Raw genomic sequence first — 20,165 nt, 5'->3', positions numbered from 1 at the left:
GGCTAGTCCCGATCCCCCGCCGGGTGCACGTCCACCGGTGTGAACAGCCGCCTGTCGTGGCCGACGGCCCGCAGCGGCCCGGTGAGCCGGACGGTGCCGGCGCACGGCAGGTCGCGGGCCGAGGTGCCGGCGAGCACCTCGATGTCGCCGGGCTCGACGATCCGCTGCAGGTCGCGGCCGGTGAAGGCGGTGCGGTCGGCGTGCACGCGGAAGCGCACGTCGGCGGCGGCCCCCGGTTCGAGCCGGACCCTGGCGAACCCGGCGAGCTGCCGCACGGGCCGGGTGACCTGGGCGAGCATGTCGTGCAGGTAGAGCTGGACGACCTCGTCCCCGGCGCGGGCGCCGGTGTTGCGGACCCGGACGGAGACGGTGAACTCGCCGTCGGTGGGCACCTCGGTGTCGCTGATCCGGAACTCGCCGAGCTCGAAGGAGGTGTAGGAGGTCCCGTACCCGAAGGGGAAGAGCGGGGTCGGGTCGAGGTTGCTGATGCCGTCGCTGTCGGCGCCGAGCGGCGGCTGCAGGTAGGTGTGCGGCTGGCCGCCGGGGGTGCGCGGGATCTGCACCGGCAGCCTGCCGCCGGGCTGGACGCGGCCGGACAGCACGCCGGCGATGGCCGCGCCGCCCTCCTCGCCGGGCATGAACGCCTGGACGAGCCCGGCCGCCCTGGGGTGGATCTCGCCGAGCGCGTACGGGCGGCCGGAGACGACGACCACGACGACCGGCGTGCCGGTGGCGGCCAGCTCGGTCACCAGGTCCTCCTGGACGCCGGGCAGGCGCAGGTCGTCGGCGTCGCAGCCCTCGCCCGAGGTGCCCTGCCCGAACATGCCGGCCAGGTCGCCGACGACGACCACGCACAGGTCGGCGTCGCGGGCCGCGGCGGCCGCGGCGGCGAACCCGGAGCGGTCCCCGTCGCGCACGTCGCAGCCGCGCTCGTAGGCGATCTCGGCGCCGGGCAGCTCGGCGCGGAGCGCGTCGAGCACGCTCGGCGCGTCGATGCCGAGACCGAGTCCGGGGTAGCGGGGCAGCACGTGGTTGGGGAAGGCGTAGCAGCCCATGAACGTGCGCGGGTCGTCGGCGCACGGCCCGACGACGGCGATCCGGCGCGGGGCGGTGCGGCCCTCGCCGAGCAGGGGCAGCGCGCTGCCCGCGTCGAGCAGGACGACGGACCTCTCGGCCAGTTCGCGGGCCAGCTCCCGATTGGCCTGCGAGTCCAGCTCGACGGTCTCGGCGCCGGTCACCGAGGACTGTGGCGTCCAGTCCGGGTCGAGCAGCCCGAGCTGCGCCTTCTGGGTGAGCAGGCGGCGCACCGCCCGGTCGATCAGCTCCTCGGGCAGCTCGCCGCGGCGCACCCGCTCGGCCAGGTGCTGGCCGAAGCCGAGGGTGTCGGGCAGCTCGACGTCGAGGCCGGCGGTGAGCGCCTGCACCCCGGCCTCGCCGGCGTCGGCGGCCACGAGGTGCATGGTGGCCAGGAACGGGATCGACCAGTAGTCGGAGACGACGGTCCCGGTGAACCCCCAGTCGTCGCGGAGCACCTCGGTCAGCAGCCACGGGTCGATGGCGGCGGGGACGCCGTCGACGTCGGAGTAGGAGTTCATCACCGAACGGGCGCCGCCCAGCTCGATGGCCGACTCGAAGGGCGGCAGGATCATGTCCATCAGCTCGCGCCGGCCCATCGGCACCGGGCCGTGGTTGCGTGCCGCCCGCGAGGCGGAGTAGCCGGCGAAGTGCTTGAGCGTGGCGATGACGCCCGCGCCCTCCAGCCCGCGCACGTACGCGGAGCCGATCATCGAGACGAGGTACGGGTCCTCGCCCATCGTCTCCTCGACCCGGCCCCACCGGTAGTCGCGGACCACGTCCAGCACGGGCGCCAGGCCCTGGTGCACGCCGACGGCGCGCATGTCGCGCCCGATCGCGGCGCCCATCCGGGCCACCAGCTCGGGGTCGAACGTGGCGGCCCAGGCGATCGCCGCCGGGTAGACCGTCGCGCCGTACGTGGTGAAACCGGTCAGGCACTCCTCGTGGACCAGCGCCGGGATGCCCAGCCTGGACTGCGCGATCACCTCACGCTGCAACCGGACCACCTCGGCGGCGCCCTCGGCGGGGCTCACCGGGCGGCTGCCGTGCACCCGCGTCAGATGGCCGATGCCGTGGCGGACCGCCTCCTGGAACGGGGAGGTGTTCGACGCGGCGAACGCGTCCTGCAAAGGGGCCACGTTGCCGGTGCCGCCGTCGCCCGGATCGGGGGCGGAGACGGGCTCACCCATGGTGTTGCCCTCCCACCGGCTGCCGAGCTGCGCGACCTTCTCCTCCACCGTCATCTCCGCCAGCAGGGCGTCCACCCGCTCCCCTACCGGAAGCGCGGGATCCTGCCAGGGACGGAGGGCTTGGCCCGCCGCCGGCCGATCTAGAGCCGTCATTGATCGCTCTCCTTAGAGGCGGCTCTTTGCCGCAAAGTTTCGAAACATTTCGGACGCGCTGCGCGGGGGTGGCGTGGGAGCGCTCTCGGCTCCAGATCACCCAGCGTGGCGCCCGTGCGAGCGTATCCCACTCGTCTCGCTCTTGCCGAGAGGGAGTTTCGTGCGGGGAGAGGTTGACACCCCTTCGGCCGAAATCTAGATTGGCGTGCCACGCGGTCGTTTCGAAAATGTTTCGACACTGTGGAGCCGCGGCACCATCCCCCGGCGTTCGAGTACGGAGATCAGCGTGGAATCCAGGACAACGTCTCGCCGCAACTTCCTCGCCCTGTCCATGGGCCTGCCCCTGGGAGCCGCGCTCGCCGCCTGCGGCACCTCCGGCCCCGGCAGCACGAGCACCAGCGGCGGTGGCGGTGGTGGCGCCACCGCCAGCTACTGGTACCTGTCGACGGAGCCGCAGGAAGGCGTCCGCAGGCGGACCATGGAGCGGTTCAACCAGGCCAACCCCAACGGGAAGATCGTGGGGACGACCTTCCAGAACGACGCCTTCAAGACGAAGATCAAGACGGCGATCGGCGCGGGCGAGGCGCCCACGATCATCTGGGGCTGGGGCGGCGGCGGTCTGCGCAGCTACGTGCAGGCCGGCCAGGTCGAGGACCTCACCTCGTGGTTCGACGAGAACGCGGCCGTCAAGGACAAGCTGTTCCCCTCGTCCTTCGGCGCGGCGACCGTCGACGGCAAGATCTACGCGATCCCCTGCGAGACGATGCAGCCGATCGTCCTGTACTACGACAAGCGCGCCTTCGAGAAGATCGGCGCCGAGCCGCCCCAGAGCTGGGGCGACATCATGGACCTGGTGCCCAAGTTCAACGCCAAGGGCATCGCGCCGTTCTCGCTGGGCGGGCAGTCGCGCTGGACCAACATGATGTGGCTGGAGTTCCTCTTCGACCGCATGGGCGGCCCCGAGGTGTTCCAGGCCGTGTTCGACGCGGAGAAGGACGCCTGGTCCAACCCCGTCGCCATCGACGCGCTGACCAAGATGCAGGACCTGATCAAGGCCGACGGCTTCATCAAGGGCTTCTCCTCCATCACCGCCGACTCCAACGCCGACCAGGCGCTGCTCTACACCGGCAAGGCCGCGATGATGGTGCACGGCGGCTGGACGTACGGCAGCATGAAGCAGGACGGCGGCGACTTCGTCTCCGGCGGTAACCTCGGCTACATGAACTTCCCGCCGATCGACGGCGGCAAGGGCGACCCCGGCAACACCGTCGGCAACCCCGGCCAGTACATGTCGATCTCCGCCAAGGCCACGGCCGAGCAGAAGGAGATCGCCAAGAAGTTCTTCTCCACCGAGGTCGTCAGCGACAAGTCGGCCGAGGAGTGGGTGGGCACCGGCGCGGTTCCCGTGATCAAGGGCTCGGAGAAGTTCTTCACCGGCTCCGAGGACGCCGACTTCCTCAACTTCGTCGTCGGCATCGCCAACAACGCCAAGGTCTTCCAGCAGTCGTGGGACCAGGCGCTCAGCCCGACCGCCGCCGAGGTGCTGCTCGACAACATCGCCAAGCTGTTCCAGCTGTCGATCGGGCCGCAGGAGTTCGCCACCAACATGAACGCGGTCATCGGCAAGTGAGCACGATCGTCACCGTTCCACCCCGGGGGAGACCGCCCGCCGCCACCCGTGTGCGCGGCAGCGGCTCCCTGGTGTGGCTGGCCGTCCCCGCCCTGCTGGTCTTCCTCGCCTTCGGCGTGATCCCCCTGCTCGGGGTGCTCGCGCTGAGCTTCACCACGTGGGACGGGCTCAGCCAGGACATCTCCTTCAGCGGGCTCGCGAGCTGGAGCGCGGTGCTGAGCGATCCCGGGCTGCCGCACGCCCTGTGGGTGACGTTCCTCATCATGGCCCTGTCGTGGCTGGTGCAGACGCCGGCCAGCATCCTCATCGGGGTGTTCCTGGCGGGCCATCAGCGTTACCGCACGCTGATCGCCGTGCTGTACTTCATCCCGCTGCTGCTCAGCTCGGCCGCCATCGCGATCACGTACAAGGCGCTGCTCGACCCGAACTTCGGGCTCGGCGCCGGCCTGGGCCTGGACTTCCTGGCGCAGGACTGGCTCGGCGAGGGCCCCCTCGCCGTCGGCGTGGTGATCTTCGTGGTGTCCTGGCAGTTCATCCCGTTCCACTCGCTGCTCTACCAGGGCGGGGTGCGGCAGATCCCGCGCTCGATGTACGAGGCCGCGGAGCTCGACGGAGCCGGGCGGGTGCGCAAGTTCTTCAGCATCACCCTGCCTCAGCTGAAGTACACGATCATCACGTCCTCGACCCTCATGGTGGTCGGCTCGCTGACGCTCTTCGATCTGATCTTCGTGCTGACGGCGGGCGGGCCCGGCGACGCGACCAGGGTGCTCGCGCTCGACATGTACAAGCGGGGATACCAGGCCAACCTGATGGGCCCGGCCAGCGCCATCGCCGTCATCCTCGTCCTGGTGGGCCTGGCCCTGGCGCTCGTGCTGCGCAGGCTCGGCGGGCGCGACGCCAGTGCGAGCCAGCTTGAGGGGGCCTGACATGGCGACCACGCTGTCCGACAAGCCGGGCCGGACCGTGATACGGCCGTCCGGTCGCCGCCGCCGCAGGACGAGGCCGCGCGAGACCAAGAACTGGATCGGCGGGACGATCTCGTGGCTCTGGCTGGCGATCGTGATCATCCCGATCTACTGGGTGGTCATCACCAGCTTCAAGGCCCAGAGCGACTACTACCTGTCGAACCCGATGGCGCCGCCCACCGCGCCGACGCTGGACAACTACCAGCTGGTCATCGAGTCCGACTTCCCGCTGTACTTCCTCAACAGCCTCATCGTCGCCGTCGGCTCGGTGGTCCCGGCGGTGCTGTTCTCGTTCATGGCCGCGTACGCGATCGTGCGGGCGAGCACCAACCGCTTCCTGAGGTCGGTGAACTGGCTCTTCCTCATGGGCCTGGCCATCCCCCTGCAGGCGACGATCATCCCGATCTACCTGATCATCATCAGGCTGCATCTCTACGACAGCCTGCTGGCGCTCATCCTGCCGTCGATCGCGTTCGCGATCCCGCTGTCGGTGCTGGTCTTGGCCAACTTCATCCGGGACGTGCCGAAGGAGCTGTTCGAGTCGATGCGGCTCGACGGCGCGAGCGAGCAGACCACGCTCTGGCGCCTGGCCTTCCCGCTGACCCGGCCGGCCGTGGTGACGGTGTCGATCTACAACGCGCTGCAGATCTGGAACGGGTTCCTGCTGCCGGTGATCCTGACGCAGAGTCCCGACAAGCGGACGCTGCCGCTCGCGCTCTGGTCGTTCCAGGGGGAGTACAGCGTCAACGTGCCCGCGGTGCTCGCCTCGGTCGTGCTGACCACGCTGCCGATCCTGATCCTGTACGTGGTGGGCCGCCGCCAGTTGCTGAGCGGCCTGACGGCGGGGTTCGGCAAGTGATCTGAGTCCCGCGCCGGGGCAGGAGTCCTCCCATGGAGGACGTGTGGGATCTCGTGGTCGTGGGCGCCGGGCCCGCCGGTTCCGCGGCGGCGCTCGGCGCGCTGCGGCGGCGGCCCGGCGCGCGGGTGCTGGTGCTCGACAAGGCGGACTTCCCCAGGGACAAGGCGTGCGGCGACGGCATCGCGGCCCACGGGCGTGACGAGCTGGCCAGGCTGGGCGTGCCGGGGCTGATCGACGACTACCGGCCCACGCCCCGCCTGACCGTGGTCTCCCCCGGCGGCACGCGGGTGTCGGCGACCGCGGCGCGGCCCAACCACGTGGTGCCGCGCCGGGTCTTCGACGCCCGGCTGGTCGAGGCGGTCCGGGCGGCCGGGGCCGAGGTGCGGCGCCACCGGGTCAGGGAGCTGGCCGAGGCCGGGCCGGTGGTGGTGATCGACGGCCGGATCCGGGCGCGGGTCGTGGTCGCGGCGGACGGGGCCAACTCGGCGGTGCGGCGGCTGATCGGGCTCCCGGCCACGCCGGAGCGGCACACCGCCATCGCCGTGCGCGGGTACGCGGACGTGCCCGACGAGGACGACGTGCAGCTCATCGCCATGCAGCGGGCGGGCTGGCCCGCGTACGCGTGGTCGTTCCCCATCGGCGACGGCACCGCGAACGTCGGGTTCGGGATGCTGCTGCCCCGGCTGCACGCCACCGGGCTGCCCGGGCGGCAGGTGCTGCACGGCAGGCTCGCCGAGCTGCTGCCCGACCGGCCCGCCCGCGACCTGCGCGCCCACCACCTGCCGCTGTCCACCGGCCGGCCGGCTCCCGGTGCCGGGCGGGTGCTGCTCGCCGGGGACGCGGCGAGCCTGATCAACCCGCTGACCGGCGAGGGGATCTACTACGCGCTGCTGTCGGGGCGGCTGGCCGGCGAGGCGGCCGCGGACGCGTCCGGCGACCCGCTGCCCGTCTACCGGCGCGGCCTGCGCGCGGCGCTGGGGCGGCACCTGCGGACCACGGACGTGCTGGCCCGGCTGGCGCAGTCGCCGGGGTTCATCGACGCCGCCATCGCCACCGCCGCCCACCGCAAGGAGGTGTTCGACCTGCTGGTGGAGGTGGGGCTGGGGTCGGGGACGGTGCCCGTCCCGCTGGCGTACGCGGTGGCCTCCCGCTGGCTGCGCGACACCGTCCGCCACCACCGACGCGGCCGTTGACCGTTGTATCCGCCCGCCATCAGCCGGTGAGGGAGGCACCGCCGGTCAGCAGCAGCGCCACGTCCACGCCCGCCACCGCGACGGCCGCCGCGAACGGCACCCGGGGGTGGTTGCGGGCCAGCAGAAGCCCGGCAGCCGTCAGGACGACGGCCGTGGCCAGCGCGATCCAGCCCATCAAGCTCGTACGGGCGAGGCCGGGAAAGGCCGGACCGTCCGCTTCGTCGGCGGACGGATCCGTGCTTGCCGGGGCCGATGGGGATGAGCCGTCCAGGAGCGCGGCGGAGTGGCCCGTGGCAGTCGAAGGTTCGGCGGTGGGAGGGGTCGTGGTGGATGGGCCGAAGGCGAGCAGGCAGGTGGCGGCGAGGAGCGGGAGCGGGAGCAGGGCGCGCAGGCGGGCGGCGCCGAGCCGCTGCGGCCAGCCCCGCACGCCGGTCGCCAGGTCGTCCGCCAGGTCCGGCAGCACGTTGGCCAGGTGAGCCCCCACCCCGAGCAGGGCCGCCGCCGCCGTCGCCCACCAGGCGGGCCACGGCTCCCCCGGCAGCCCCAGCGTCACGAACGCGGGCAGCACCCCGAACCCCACCGCGTACGGCGCCCACGACAGCAGGGTCGCCTTCACCCCCAGGTCGTACGCCCACGCCGCGAGCACCCCGGCGAGGTGCGCGGAGCCGGCGAGCACCCCCGAGGCGAACGAGAGCGGCACGCAGCACGCCAGCGCCACCGCCGCCGCGATCCCGAGGGCACGCGGCGTGATCGTGCCGTCGACCGCCGGCTTGTCCGCGCGCCCCGCCGCCACGTCGCGCCCGGCGTCGGCCGCGTCGTTGCACCAGCCGATGGACAGCTGGCCCGACAGCACCGCCAGGCCCACGAGCAGGCATCCGGCCGCGCCGTGCCCGGCCGCGGCGGCGAGCGCGGTGACCAGTGCCGTGACCGCCACGGTGGGCCCGGGGTGGCAGCCGCGCGCCAGCCCGGCGATCATCCGGCGCCCGTCGTCCGTCACAGGCCGATGCTACTCGGAAGATCCCTTCGGCAGGCGCTCGCGACGGGTGACGAATTGACCGGGCCTGACCGGCCGATCTACAGGGAAGACCGCCCGCTGGGCTTAGCAGATCAACCTGGGGGGAACCGTGGCATCGACGAGTGTTTTCGGCCGCCCGCCCAGGGGAGCCCTCCATGACCCATATCGCCGCAGTTCGCTGCGCCTTTCCCCCGAATCGATACGCACAGGCCGAGTTGACCGACATGGCGGCCCGTGTCTGCCTGCCTCCGGACGCCGACCGCCGCCTGCTCGACCGGCTGCACCGCAGCGCCCGCGTCGAGTACCGCAACCTGGCCCTGCCGATCGAGGACTACGAGAAGCTGGACGGCTTCGGCGCGGCCAACGACGCGTACGTGACCGCCGCGGTCGAGCTGGGGCGGGAGAGCGTCCGCGCGGCGCTGGACGGCGCCGGGCTGGTCCCGTCCGACGTGGACATGATCATGTTCACGTCGGTGACCGGCATCGCCGTGCCGTCGATCGACGCCCGGCTGGTGGGCGCGCTGGGTCTGCGGCCCGACGTCAAGCGGCTGCCGGTCTTCGGGCTGGGCTGCGTCGCGGGCGCGGCCGGGATCGCCAGGCTGCACGACTACCTGCGCGGCTGGCCCGACCACGTGGCCGTGCTGCTGTCGGTGGAGCTGTGCTCGCTCACCGTGCAGCGCGGCGACGGCTCCCCCGCCGGCCTGGTCGCCAGCGCCCTGTTCGGTGACGGCGCCGCCGCCGTCGTGGCCTGCGGCGACGGCCGCGCTCCGGACGAGACAGACGACCCGGCGGCCGGGCCTGTCGTGGTGGCGACTCGCAGTCATCTGTATCCGGACTCGGAGCATGTCATGGGCTGGCAGGTGGGTGGCGACGGTCTGCGGGTGGTGCTGGACGCGGGCGTGCCGGAGGTGGTGCGCCGCTACCTGGCCGACGACGTGCACGCGTTTCTTGGCGATCACGGGGTGACGGCCGGCGAGGTGTCGGCCTGGGTGTGCCATCCGGGCGGCCCGAAGGTCCTGGAGGCCGTGTCGGACGTGCTGGACCTGCCGCCGGGCGCGCTCGACGTCACCTGGCGCTCGCTGGCGGCCCACGGCAACCTGTCGTCGTCCTCGGTGCTGCACGTGCTGGGCGAGACGCTCGCCACGCGGCGGCCGGAGCCCGGCACGTGGGGGGTGCTCATCGCGATGGGCCCCGGTTTCTGTTCCGAACTCGTCCTGCTGCGCTGGTGACCCCATGACCTGGTATCTCGTCCTCATCCTGCTGGTCGGCCTGGAGCGGCTGGCCGAACTGGTCGTCTCCAAGCGCAACGCCGCCTGGAGCATGGCGCGCGGCGGCGTCGAGACCGGCCGCGGCCACTACCCGTGGATGGTGCTCCTGCACACGGCGCTGCTGGCCGGGGCGCCGCTGGAGGTGTGGCTGGCCGGGCGGCCGTTCCTGCCGGAGCTCGGCTGGCCGATGCTCGTCCTGGTGGTGGCCGCGCAAGGGCTGCGCTGGTGGTGCATCACCGCGCTCGGGCCGCGCTGGAACACCAAGGTGATCGTGGTGCCGGGGCTGCCGCTGGTGACGCGCGGCCCGTACCGGCTGACCTGGTTGCGCCACCCGAACTACGTGGCGGTAGTCGTGGAGGGGTTCGCGCTGCCGCTGGTGCACACGGCGTGGGTGACGGCGCTGGTGTTCACCGTGCTGAACGCGGCGCTGCTGACGGTGCGCATCCGCACCGAGAACGCGGCGCTCCTGCCGGCCGGGCGGCCCGCCACGTGATCGACGTGCTGGTCGCCGGTGGCGGCCCGGCGGGGCTGGCGACGGCCATCCACGCGGCGCTGCTCGGCATGGAGGCGGTCGTCGTCGAGCCGCGCGCCGGCCCGGTCGACAAGGCGTGCGGGGAGGGTGTCATGCCCGGCGGCGTGGCGGCGCTGGCCGCGATGGGGGTGACGGTGCCGGGGCGCCCGCTGCGCGGCATCCACTACCTCGACGACCGGCGCGGGGTCCGCGCGACGTTCGGCCCCGCCATGGGGCTGGGCGCGCGGCGCGTCGCCCTGCACGCCGCGCTCGCCCGGCGGGCCGCCGACCTCGGCGTGAAGACCGTCACCGGCCGGATCGCGCACGCCGTCCAGGACGGCGACGGGGTCGAGGCCGCCGGGCTGCGGGCGCGCTGGCTGGTGGCCGCCGACGGGCTGCACTCGCCGCTGCGCCGGTCGCTCGGGCTGGACGCGCCGCCCGGCGGCGTGCGGCGGTACGGACTGCGCAGGCACTACCGGGTGGCGCCGTGGACCGACTTCGTGGAGGTGCACTGGTCGGGCCACGGCGAGGCGTACGTCACCCCGGTGGGCGACGAGCTGGTGGGCGTGGCGATCCTCAGCTCCGTGCGGCGCACGTACGACGAGCACCTGGCGGGGTTCGGCGCTCTGGCCGAGCGGCTGCGGGGGCCCGCCGTGACGCCGGTGCGCGGCGCGGGGCCGTTCCGCCAGCGGGCGCGGGCGCGGCGCGCCGGGCGCGTCCTGCTGGTGGGCGACGCGGCCGGGTACGTGGACGCGCTCACCGGTGAGGGGGTGTCGCTGGCTGTGCGCTCGGCGGAGATCCTGGCCCGCTGTCTGGCTGAAAACCGGCCCGAGGAGTACGAGGGCGCGTGGCGGCGGTTGTCGCGCACCCACCGGCTGCTGACGGGCGCGCTGGTGCAGGTCGCGCGGCGGCCGGCCACGGCGCGGCTGGTGGTCCCGGCGGCGCGGGGGCTGCCGGGGGTGTTCACGTCAATCGTCCGGCTATTGGCCTGAAACCGGGTCGGTCCACCCTGCCCTTATGGCTGATACATGCACTTTTAGCGTTATGAGCCGGTTCTGTGGTCCTCCGGGGGTGGTGAACGGCGGATGGCTCTCCGGCCTGCTGGCGGGCGAGCTGGGCGCGGCGGGGCCGGTGGAGGTGACGCTGCGCGCCCCGGCGCCGGTCGACACGCCGTTACGGGTGGCGCACGCGCCGGACGGGCTCGGGCTCTTCGCGGGAGATCGGCTGCTGGCCGAGGCCAGACCCGCCGCCGGGGACCCGGTGCCGCCGCCCGCCGTGTCCCTGCGTGCCGCGGCGGAGGCCGAGCGGCGCTTCCCCGGCCACGGGAGCCACCCGTTCCCCGGCTGCTTCGTGTGCGGCCCGCGCGAGGACGGGCTGCGCGTCCATCCGGGCCCGACGGCCGACCCGGAGGTCTTCGCCGCGACCTGGTTCGCCGACCCGGAGCTGACCGGCGGGCAGGAGGTCCTGCCGCCCGCGTCGGTGTGGGCGGCGCTCGACTGCCCCACCGGCTGGACGCATCTCGCGCCGGGCGGCGCCGCGCTGCTCGGCAGGATGACCGCGCGGCTGCGCCGCCCGGTCAGGGCCGGCGTCACGTACGTGGTCGTCGCCCGCCGCGACGGCAGGGAGCGCCGCAAGCTGTTCGCCTCCGCCGGGCTGTACGAGCCGGACGGCACTCTGGTGGCCGCCTGCCGCACGACGTGGGTCGAGACCCGGGCGGCCCACGCCGGGAGCCCGGCCACGGGAACCGCCGTGGACCCGGGACTGCTGGAGCGCATCCGCGGCGGCGTCATCGGCGAGGACGAGGTCCTCGACGGCCCGTACGGGCCGCGCCGCATCACCTACGCCGACTACACCGCCTCCGGGCGGTCCCTGGACTTCATCGAGGACTTCATCAGGGCCCGGGTGCTGCCGCGTTACGCCAACACGCACACCGAGAGCTCCGGCACCGGCCTGCAGACCACCCGGCTGCGGGAGGAGGCCCGGCGGATCATCCACGACGCCGTGGGCGCCGGCCCGGACGACGTGGTCCTGTTCTGCGGATCCGGCGCGACCGGGGCCGCCAACAAGCTCGTCGCCATCCTGGAGCTGCGCGACCGCGCCACCCGCGCGGGCGGCCGGCCGGTGGTGTTCGTCGGGCCGTACGAGCACCACTCCAACGAGCTGCCCTGGCGCGAGTCCGGGGCCGACACCGTCGCCATCGGCCAGGACCGCGACGGCCGCATCGACCTCGGCGAGCTCCGCGCCCAGCTGGTGCGGCACGCGGACCGGCCGCTGCTCATCGGCAGCTTCTCGGCCGCCTCCAACGTGACCGGCATCCTGTCCGACACCGAACCGGTCTCCGCGCTGCTGCACGAGTTCGGCGCGCTGTCGTTCTGGGACTACGCCGCGGCCGGGCCGTACGTGCCGATCCGGATGGCGGCGAGCGCGCCGGGGCGGACCGACCACAAGGACGCGATCTTCCTGTCGCCGCACAAGTTCCCCGGCGGCCCGCAGACCCCGGGGGTGCTGGTCGTCCGGCGGGACCTGGTGCGCAACCGGGTGCCGACCACGCCGGGCGGCGGCACCGTGCGCTACGTGAGCCCCGGCGAGCACCGTTACCTGGACGATCCGGTCGCCAGGGAGGAGGGCGGCACCCCGGGGATCGTCGAGTCGATCCGCGCCGGGCTGGTCTTCGCGCTCAAGGAGGCCGTGGGCACCGGCCTCATCCAGGAGCGCGAGGAGCGCCTCCGGGAGCGGGCGCTGGAGCGGTGGCGGCGCAACCCGGACATCGAGATCCTCGGCGACGGGCCCGCGCGGAGGCTGCCGATCTTCTCGCTGCGCGTCCGCGCGGGAGACGGGCTCTACCTGCACCACAACTTCGTGGTCGCCGTGCTGAACGACCTGTTCGGCGTCCAGGCGCGCGGCGGCTGCTCCTGCGCGGGCCCGTACGGGCATCGGCTGCTGGGCATCGGCGCCGGGCGGTCGGCGGAGCTGCGCGACCAGATCGGGTACGGGTACGAAGGGGTCAAGCCCGGCTGGGCGCGGGTCACCTTCGCCTATTTCATGTCCGACACCGTGGCGGACTACGTCGTCGACGCCGTCGACCTGGTCGCCTCCCGGGGCCGGCGCCTGCTCCCCCACTACCGGTTCGACCTCCGTACCGGGCTGTGGCGGCACCGCGAGGCGGCCGAGCCCGCCGTCAGCCTGTCCGACCTGGTGTTCCGCTCCGGAGAGCGGCCGGCCCCGGGTGCGCGGGCCGGGGAGGACGCGCTGGCCGGCTACCTGGCGCGGGCGCGCGAGCTGCTCGCGGCCCTTCCGGACGAGCCGGACGCGAGCCAGGCGCGGCTGCCCGGAGACGCGGAGCGGCTGCGCTGGTTCGCGCTGCCCGCCGGGTGCGTGGCTCCGGAGGTGAGTTCCAAGTCGGTTGCAAGTCAGATGATCTAGGTTGGCCCGCCATGAGGAGATTGGTGCCGGCGGGCGCTCTGCTGGTGTGCCTGAGCGGCTGCGTGATCACACCCATGGCCCCGATGACCGCGGACACGCGGGCGGGAGAGCCGGTCGAGACCGCGCGGGAAGAGGGGGATCGCATGGGCGTCGAGCCGGGGGTGCTCAAGGGCAGGGTCGTGGGCGCCGACGGCAGGCCGGTCCAGGGGGCCAAAGTCGTGGCCGACAACCAGTTGCTCTACAACAGCAACCTCATCGTGTCGACCGACGCCGACGGCCGCTACCGGGTCGAGACCGACATCGCGGCCACGTTCCACGTGACGGCCTCGATGACGGTCGAGCACAACGGCGCCTCCTACCAGGTGGACCTGTCGCCGGACGACGACTCCTCGTTCGCCGGCCCGACCGGCGCGATCAGGGACTTCACCTGGAAGCTCACCGGCGAGAAGGCCGACGGCCTGGGCCACTACGGCGGGTCGGTCCTGTTCCACCTGGACATGACCGACCCGCGGAACCCGGAAGCGTTCCTGGAGGACGAGAAGGTCGAGCTCACGCTCACGCCCGAGAGCACGCTGCTGGACGGGTCGCAGGGTCAGGTCATCACCCGCAGGGCGGTCCGCACCCCTGACGGCTCCGGCCTGGTGGACGTCCCCATCGCCCGTTACCGCGTCTCGGCGTCCTACGAGGGACGCCCGCTGCAGGTGCGGCTCCGCGGTCAGGACGCGTACGCGCCCGAGATCGTCGCGGACTTCTCCCAGTACATCTCCAGCGTCTACTGGATCCAGCTCGAACTGAAGCTCTGACCTGTCACTTCCGGACTCCGCCCATGCCGGGGTCGGGCGTCATTTCACCTGAGGGGCGCTTTACCTGCCAGGTCATCGACCTAGCGGGGAGTGCGCATGAAAATGGCCGAGGGAGCGATCACTACCGCTCGCGATGACCCGGAGCACCGCATGACCCCGGAGGAGACGATGACAGCCCCATCCCTGTCCGCGTTCGATGTCGATTCCCGCACCGATTTCGTGGCCGCCAACCGATATGCGGGCATCGTCACTGATCGCTGGCATGCGCTTGGCGGTGGTCCGAACGGTGGTTACCTGATGGCGATGTATCTGCGTGCGCTGAAGCAGGAGATGCCGTTCCCCGATGTGCTCGTCGGCTCCGCCTTTTCCTGCGCCCCGCGGTCATCGGACCGGCGGAGTTGCGCACCGAGATCATCCGGACCGGGCGGCGTGTCGCCACGGGCCAGGTCGTGCTGTCGCAGGAAGGTAAGGAGCGACTGCGGGCGACGGCCACCTTCGGCACCCTCGACCAGGCCAACGGGCGTACGCTCGTCACCGGCGAGCCGCCGGTGCTCCCGGACCCGGATGACTGCGTCGATCCGCTCGGCGGCAAGTCGCTGGACGGTGTCAGCATCACCGAACGTGTGGAGTTCCGGTTCGCCGAGGTGCCCGGCTGGTGGCGAGGGAAGCCCGCCGAGCATGCCGGAACAGAGTTCTGGATGCGCTTCCGGGACGGCCGCCACGCCGATCCAGACGCGTTGCCGTTGCTGCTGGATGCCGCACCTCCGGCCGTGCTGGCCGTCGGCGAGTTCGCTTCCGCCACGCTCGAGTTGACCGCGCATCTACGGGCCCGGCCCGCTCCTGGCTGGCTCGCCTGTCGCGCCACCACGCGTCACCTGATCAACGGATACCACGAAGAAGACTTCGAGATCTGGGACACCAAAGGCGTCCTCGTCGCCCAGGGCCGGCAACTCGCCATGCTCCCGTAATCGGTGTCACGCATGCTGCTGCGTGCCGTACCGCTTCTACAGGGGCAGCCCCGCCGTCGGCGAGTTTCGCGAGCCCTCTCGCTCTCGGATCCGCCGGCGGCAGTACATAGGGATGGCGTCACCTGAGTCGGCGTCGCTCATATTCGGGGACGGTCACCACTGCGGCGTGGCACATATCTGGCCGATATCCGCTATTTCCCATCCTGGATGGAGATCCAGCGATGTGGGGCGCCGTATCTCGCGCGCGCCCTTCACGTCCAGCCTTGACAAAATTCGGATACATCAAGCATTTGCCACAATCACGATAAATCGGATGGTCACAAAACGACAACTTTCCCTGGAAGTGTCCGAAACTGGCCAGTGCGAGAACCCGTACAGGGGCGAGGGCGTCTCTTACTCGCGGCCGGATGACCATCCCCCGACATTCCACGTGCCGGGGATTCACCTGAGGAATTCCTCTATGAATGCAGGCGTGCGACACAGGAGCTGTCGCGCATCCCGCGGACGCGTGGCCCTGGCGCCGACGATCGCCCATCCGCTCCACGGGGCGTGCCGGCGCCCGGGAGGAGGCTCGTGAACCGCTGTGTGATCCAGCTCGACCTGCGCTCCACCACCGGCGAGGAGGCGGTCGCGCGGGCCGGGGCGCTGCTGTCGGACGAGGAGCAGCCCGATCTCCGGCTGCTCCTGCTGGTCGACGAGGCCCGGGCGCTGAAGGCGCATCAGCGCGCGTACGAGACGCTGACGTCCTCGGGGTACACGGACGAACTGCTGTGCGTCGCGGTCGGGCCGATCGACGGCAACCCCCCGAGACTGGAGGTGCCGGGCAGCCTCGCTCAGGGTGCGGGGATCATCTGGGTGCCGGACCCGTGCGGGATCGACTGGGAGCTCGCCGCCGCGGCTCCCGCCACGCGCAGGAAGCGGAGTCACGGGCCGGAGACCGAGCTGCTCCGGCTGCTCGACGTCCTGTCCCAGCCGGAGGTCTTCCACGGGACCCTCAGCCGCGTCCGGCGGTCGCCGGACCTGATCGCCAACCCCGGCCTGCGGCTGATGGGACCGAGCGGCGACGCGGGCGATCTCCAGCCGGCCATGGCCTCGGCCGCCGCCCGCATCCTGGCGCCGGGCAGAGGCCGGGCACCGAAGCTCCCCTGTGGCGAGGAGCACGGGCAGAGCCGGCCGATCCGGCTCCGTTCCGGCGGGCCGCTGGCGGTCGCCGCCGACGAGGCCAGGACGGCCGTCGCCGAGGCCACCGCGGTGGCCGGCGAGCTGATCGACGGTGCCTCCTTGTTCACCGGCGCCCCCGGCGCCGAGGCGGTCGCGGCCGGCGCCGGCCGCCACCTGAAAGCGCTGCGGGCGCGGCTCGAAGACCTTCTCTCCGCCGCGCACACCACCACGGGCCTCACCACCCGTCAGCAGGAGTCGATCGAGCGGGCCGGCGTCGTCCTCCCCGGCTTCGAGGAGTTCGAGCCCGCGGTGGCGCGTCACGCCATCAGCGGCTACCTGACCCGCGGGCTGCGGGCGGGAGCGTCCCTGCCCGTGCTCATCGGCGGCCTGGACGGGTGGCAGGAGAGACTGACGCCGGCGGGCAGCGGAGCCCGTCTCCCCGACCTGCGCCGGGCCTGCCCCGACGAGCTCCTGACCCGGCTGCTCCGTCCTCTGCCGATGCCGGAGCCGCAGAGGTGGCTGCCGGTCATCGGGCTGGTGACGGCCGCGCTCGCGACGTTCACCCCCTTCGGCCCGGCCGGCGGGGTGCTCATGGCGGCGCTCTGGACCCTGCTGGTGGCGCTCACCGTGACGCGTGGTCCTGGCGGACGGCTCGGCGCCCGGGCCGGCGCGCTCGTCGCGAACGCGACGGCGGGGGCGGCCGGGGTGGTGTGCGGGACCGTGATCACCATCAGGGCGATTCCCGCGCCCCTGCCGCCGGCGGTCTGGGCGCCGCTGCTCGTCGCGGCGCTGACCCTGGCGCTCGGGGCCGCGCGCGCCTCATGGCGGTCCAGAGCCGGCGCCTGGGCCCGGGATCGCGGGCTGGATTCGGCGGAGCGGGCGGTCGGCGACCTGCTCGCCGTCGCCACCGCCGCCGCCGGGGACTGGGCGCGGGCGGGGGCGCGGGCCGCCACCGCCGACGCGGCGGCCCGGATGGGCGCGGCGCTCGAACAGGTCTCCGCGGTGATCCGGAACCACGTCTCCTCGGCGCAGGTCATGCCCCGGCCGGACCCCCGGATCGAGCGCTGTCTCGCCGACCTGGTGGAGCGGGCGATGGCGCCGCGGGTGCGCGACCTGGCGGCGGGTTCGACCGCCGAGCACGCCGAGTGCGCCCGCGTCGTGACCACCGAGCTGCTCGCCGTCTGGCACGCGCACGCGTCCGAGCACGGGGTGTACGCTCCACCGCCGTTCGCCCGCGAACGGGACGGGGAGGCGGCCGCCCTACCCGAGGAGGAACTGCCCGAGCTGATAGCGGCCGCCGGGGCCGACGCGCACGCGACCATGTGGCAGCTCTGCGCGGCCGAGGACCTGCCCCTGCTGGACCTCGGCTCGGCGCCCACCGCCGTGGTCCGGTTCGCGCCGCAGCGCGACCGCGCCGCCCTCGAAGCCCTCCTGCCCGCCGGAACCGTGTGGACCCGGTCGGCCCGGCGTGCCGGCACCCTGCGCCTGGTCCCGGCACGGCCCGGTATCGCGTACCAGAGCCGGGCGGACGAGGCGGAGCAGGAGGCCGGCCGCTGATGTCACCCCCCAGCCGGCCGTCGCCAGGCCGGCCGGAGGGGTCGCTTCCCCTACTTTCGCGGGGTGCGGATGCGCGGGATCGGCACCTTCGACCAGTCCATGTCCGAGGCGAGGTAGAAGCTCGGGTAGGCGGGCTGGTTGTAGGTGGTCTGCTGGCGCGCGACCTCGGCGCGGTACTGCGGGTCGTGCATCAGCGTGTACAGCTTGCGGTCGGTGACCTCCGTGCTCAGGTAGATCCGTACGGCGGTGCTGTCGGCGGTGCGCACCAGCAGTTCCTCGCGCCAGTCGCCGAGCACGTCGGCGACCAGGCCGGGGTTGCCCTTGGTCCAGTTGTTGGTGAGCGTGCCCTCGGCGGTGAGCAGGGTGCCGCGCTTCCAGTCGTCGATGGTCGGCGTCTGCAGCACGGTGGTGGCGGTGCCGTTGACGACCTGGGTGGTCATGTCGGCTGCCCAGCGGATGCTCATGTTGGTGCCGGGCACGTTCCTGCCCAGGTGGTCGCCGCGGGCCGACCAGAGGCCGGCGTCGATGGCCTGGTCCGGCGGCATCGAGGACCACGCCTCCAGGCCGCGGACGGCGGGGTCGATGTCGCCGGCCATGCCGCGGCCGGTGTCGACGCCGCTGTAGCCGCCGAACAGCACCTCGCCGGTGGCCGCGGCGCGCATGGCCCAGCCGTACGGGGCCCACCGGCCGCCCTCGTGCACCGTCCAGATCTCCAGGCCCTCGCGGTCCGGGTCGAGGTCGGCGACGTGCATGGCGTCGCCGTGGCCGAGCCGCACGTTCTGGCCGGGGACGGCGCTTCCGGGCGGGCCCTCGGCGAACGAGGAGTACAGCAGGCCGCCGTCGTGGTCGATGGTCGCGGCCCCGTACACGATCTCCTGCTTGCCGTCGCCGTCCACGTCGGCGGCGCTCAGCGAGTGGAAGCCCTGGGTGGTGAGGGTGGCGTACTCGGGGTCGGTGCCGTCGACGCCGTGCGGGGAGGCGTTGAACGGGTTGTCCATCGGCACGTGGCCGCTGTCGACGTACCAGGCCTCCTTGAGCCGCCTGCCGTCCCAGTCGTAGGCGACCAGCGTGGAGCGGGTGTAGTAGCCGCGGGCGAAGACCGCCGACGGGCGCTCGCCGTCGAGGTAGGCGACGGCGGACAGGAAGCGGTCGACGCGGTTGCCCGGCTCGACCCTGGCCATGGCGTAGTCGCCCCACAGGAGGCCGTCGTCGCCGCGGCCGGGCTTGTAGGGAATGGTCTGCAGTTCCCTGCCGGTGGCGCCGTCGAAGACGGAGAGGTATTCGGGGCCGGTGAGAATGAAGCCCTCGAATTCCCGCAACCGGTTGTTGCCACTGCGGGCGGGCGCGTACACGTCCACGAAGTAGGTCGCCAGGTCGGCGGCCGACTCGCGGGAGAGCGGGTAGGCGTGCCGGGGCTCGATGCCGAACGCCTGCTCCAGCGTGGCGGGCCAGCGTCCGGCCACCACCTCGGGGTGCTCGTGCCAGCCCTGGAACATCTCGACGAGGTGGTCGAAGTAGCCGGCGGCGCTCTTGCGGTAGTCGTCGGCGTGCGAGTATCCGGCCCTGACGTCCTTCTTGGGCATCGTGATGTGGCGCTCGGACAGCACGCGGCCGTCGCGGCCGTAGCGGGTGACCTTCGTGCCGGGCGCGGTCTTGAGCATGGCCTCCGAGCGGCCGTCGCCGTCGAAGTCGTAGACCAGGAACTGGGTGTAGTGGGCCCCTGCGCGGATGTTGACGCCCAGGTCGAGCCGCCAGAGCAGGGTGCCGTCGAGCTCGTAGGCGTCGATGTAGGCGTTGCCGGTGTAGCCGCGCTGCGAGACGTCCTTGGAGTTGGACGGGTCCCACTTGACGACGTACTCGTACTGGCCGTCCCCGTCGACGTCGCCGACGCTCAGGTCGTTGGCGGAGTAGGTGTACGCCTCGCCGGCCGGGGTGACGCCGTCGGCGGGCTTCTTCAAGGGAAGATCGTGAAACGATTCAACCCACGGCGTCACGGCAGGGCCGCGTGGCCCCTCCCGTCCCTTGACGATCGGGGCGATCCGGTAGGAGGACGCGGCGGTGCCCGCGCTGTCGAGATAGTTGGTGCTGTCGGTGACGGTGGCGATCGGCCGGCCGTCGCGGTAGACGCGGAAGTCGGTGCCGGTCATGCCCCACCGGCCGTGCCCGGTGACCTCGTCACCGAGCAACCGCCAGCTCAGGAACACGCCCTGACCTGTCGGGACCGCGACCAGGCCGCGGTCGAGGCGTTCGAGCTGGACGCCGCCGTGGCGGCCATGACCGTCGCGGCCCGCCTCGGCGGGCTGGGCGGCGAGGGTCAGCGAGAGCAGGGCGGCGGAGGCGGCCGCCAGGAACCGGCGGGCGCTGCTGGGGGGAGACATGCCCGGATTGAATCGAT

The 20,165-nt window shown here is 72.7% G+C and carries 14 protein-coding genes; 11 read left to right on the top strand and 3 right to left on the bottom strand.

What is annotated here, in order from left to right:
- Window positions 1-2: 2 nt before the first annotated feature.
- Window positions 3-2,417, bottom strand: a complete 2,415-nt coding sequence (locus FR742_RS14870) for a glycoside hydrolase family 3 N-terminal domain-containing protein (RefSeq protein WP_148031510.1) — start codon at window positions 2,415-2,417, stop codon at window positions 3-5.
- Window positions 2,418-2,703: 286 nt separating this feature from the next.
- Between FR742_RS14870 and FR742_RS14865 the strand changes: the two genes are divergently transcribed.
- Genes FR742_RS14865 through FR742_RS14850 form a run of 4 tightly spaced genes read left to right on the top strand, consistent with a single transcriptional unit; the run spans window position 2,704 to window position 7,064 of the window.
- Complete coding sequence (locus FR742_RS14865) at window positions 2,704-4,047, top strand: extracellular solute-binding protein (RefSeq protein WP_261808537.1); 1,344 nt, start codon at window positions 2,704-2,706, stop codon at window positions 4,045-4,047.
- The gene (locus FR742_RS14860; RefSeq protein ID WP_261808536.1) at window positions 4,044-4,973 is read left to right on the top strand and encodes a carbohydrate ABC transporter permease; all 930 of its coding nucleotides are present in this window, start codon (window positions 4,044-4,046) and stop codon (window positions 4,971-4,973) included. The genes FR742_RS14865 and FR742_RS14860 overlap by 4 nt, the downstream gene beginning before the upstream one ends.
- A gap of 1 nt (window position 4,974) precedes the next feature.
- Complete coding sequence (locus FR742_RS14855) at window positions 4,975-5,871, top strand: carbohydrate ABC transporter permease (RefSeq protein WP_148031509.1); 897 nt, start codon at window positions 4,975-4,977, stop codon at window positions 5,869-5,871.
- Window positions 5,872-5,903: 32 nt separating this feature from the next.
- Complete coding sequence (locus FR742_RS14850; protein WP_148031508.1) at window positions 5,904-7,064, top strand: NAD(P)/FAD-dependent oxidoreductase; 1,161 nt, start codon at window positions 5,904-5,906, stop codon at window positions 7,062-7,064.
- Window positions 7,065-7,083: 19 nt separating this feature from the next.
- On the opposite strand, the gene FR742_RS14845 is transcribed toward FR742_RS14850, so the two are convergent.
- Entirely contained in the window at window positions 7,084-8,061 is a 978-nt protein-coding gene (locus tag FR742_RS14845; RefSeq protein ID WP_261808535.1) for a UbiA family prenyltransferase, read from the bottom strand.
- Between the two features lie 173 nt (window positions 8,062-8,234).
- Between FR742_RS14845 and FR742_RS14840 the strand changes: the two genes are divergently transcribed.
- From FR742_RS14840 to FR742_RS14810, 7 genes are all read left to right on the top strand, one after another.
- Window positions 8,235-9,308 carry a type III polyketide synthase gene (locus FR742_RS14840; RefSeq protein WP_148031507.1) on the top strand — a complete coding sequence of 358 codons (1,074 nt, stop codon included), beginning with the start codon at window positions 8,235-8,237 and terminating at the stop codon, window positions 9,306-9,308.
- Between the two features lie 4 nt (window positions 9,309-9,312).
- Window positions 9,313-9,840, top strand: coding sequence for an isoprenylcysteine carboxyl methyltransferase family protein (locus FR742_RS14835; protein ID WP_148031506.1), 528 nt, complete (start codon window positions 9,313-9,315; stop codon window positions 9,838-9,840).
- Entirely contained in the window at window positions 9,837-10,850 is a 1,014-nt protein-coding gene (locus FR742_RS14830; protein ID WP_148031505.1) for an NAD(P)/FAD-dependent oxidoreductase, read from the top strand. Before FR742_RS14835 ends, FR742_RS14830 begins: the two co-directional genes overlap by 4 nt.
- Before the next feature lie 52 nt (window positions 10,851-10,902).
- Window positions 10,903-13,281, top strand: a complete 2,379-nt coding sequence (locus tag FR742_RS14825) for an aminotransferase class V-fold PLP-dependent enzyme (protein WP_222708929.1) — start codon at window positions 10,903-10,905, stop codon at window positions 13,279-13,281.
- 11 nt (window positions 13,282-13,292) lie between these two features.
- Window positions 13,293-14,084: a carboxypeptidase-like regulatory domain-containing protein gene (locus FR742_RS14820; protein WP_148031504.1), complete on the top strand. Its 792-nt coding sequence runs from the start codon at window positions 13,293-13,295 to the stop codon at window positions 14,082-14,084.
- 398 nt (window positions 14,085-14,482) lie between these two features.
- Entirely contained in the window at window positions 14,483-15,052 is a 570-nt protein-coding gene (locus FR742_RS14815) for a thioesterase family protein (RefSeq protein ID WP_261808534.1), read from the top strand.
- 573 nt (window positions 15,053-15,625) lie between these two features.
- Window positions 15,626-17,770 (top strand): hypothetical protein, encoded by a 2,145-nt coding sequence (locus tag FR742_RS14810; protein ID WP_148031503.1) that lies wholly within the window; start codon window positions 15,626-15,628, stop codon window positions 17,768-17,770.
- A 50-nt stretch (window positions 17,771-17,820) separates the two neighbouring features.
- Here the strand turns inward: FR742_RS14810 and FR742_RS14805 are convergent, their stop codons facing one another.
- A complete protein-coding gene (locus FR742_RS14805; RefSeq protein WP_187281153.1) occupies window positions 17,821-20,148 on the bottom strand; it encodes a rhamnogalacturonan lyase in 2,328 nt (775 codons plus the stop codon).
- Window positions 20,149-20,165 lie beyond the last annotated feature (17 nt).

The sequence above is a fragment of the Nonomuraea sp. C10 genome, assembly GCF_008017515.1.
Taxonomy (GTDB): Bacteria; Actinomycetota; Actinomycetes; order Streptosporangiales; family Streptosporangiaceae; genus Nonomuraea; species Nonomuraea ferruginea.
The sequence above is the reverse complement of the archived record's forward strand: the minus strand, read 5'-3'. Positions and strand labels throughout refer to the sequence as shown.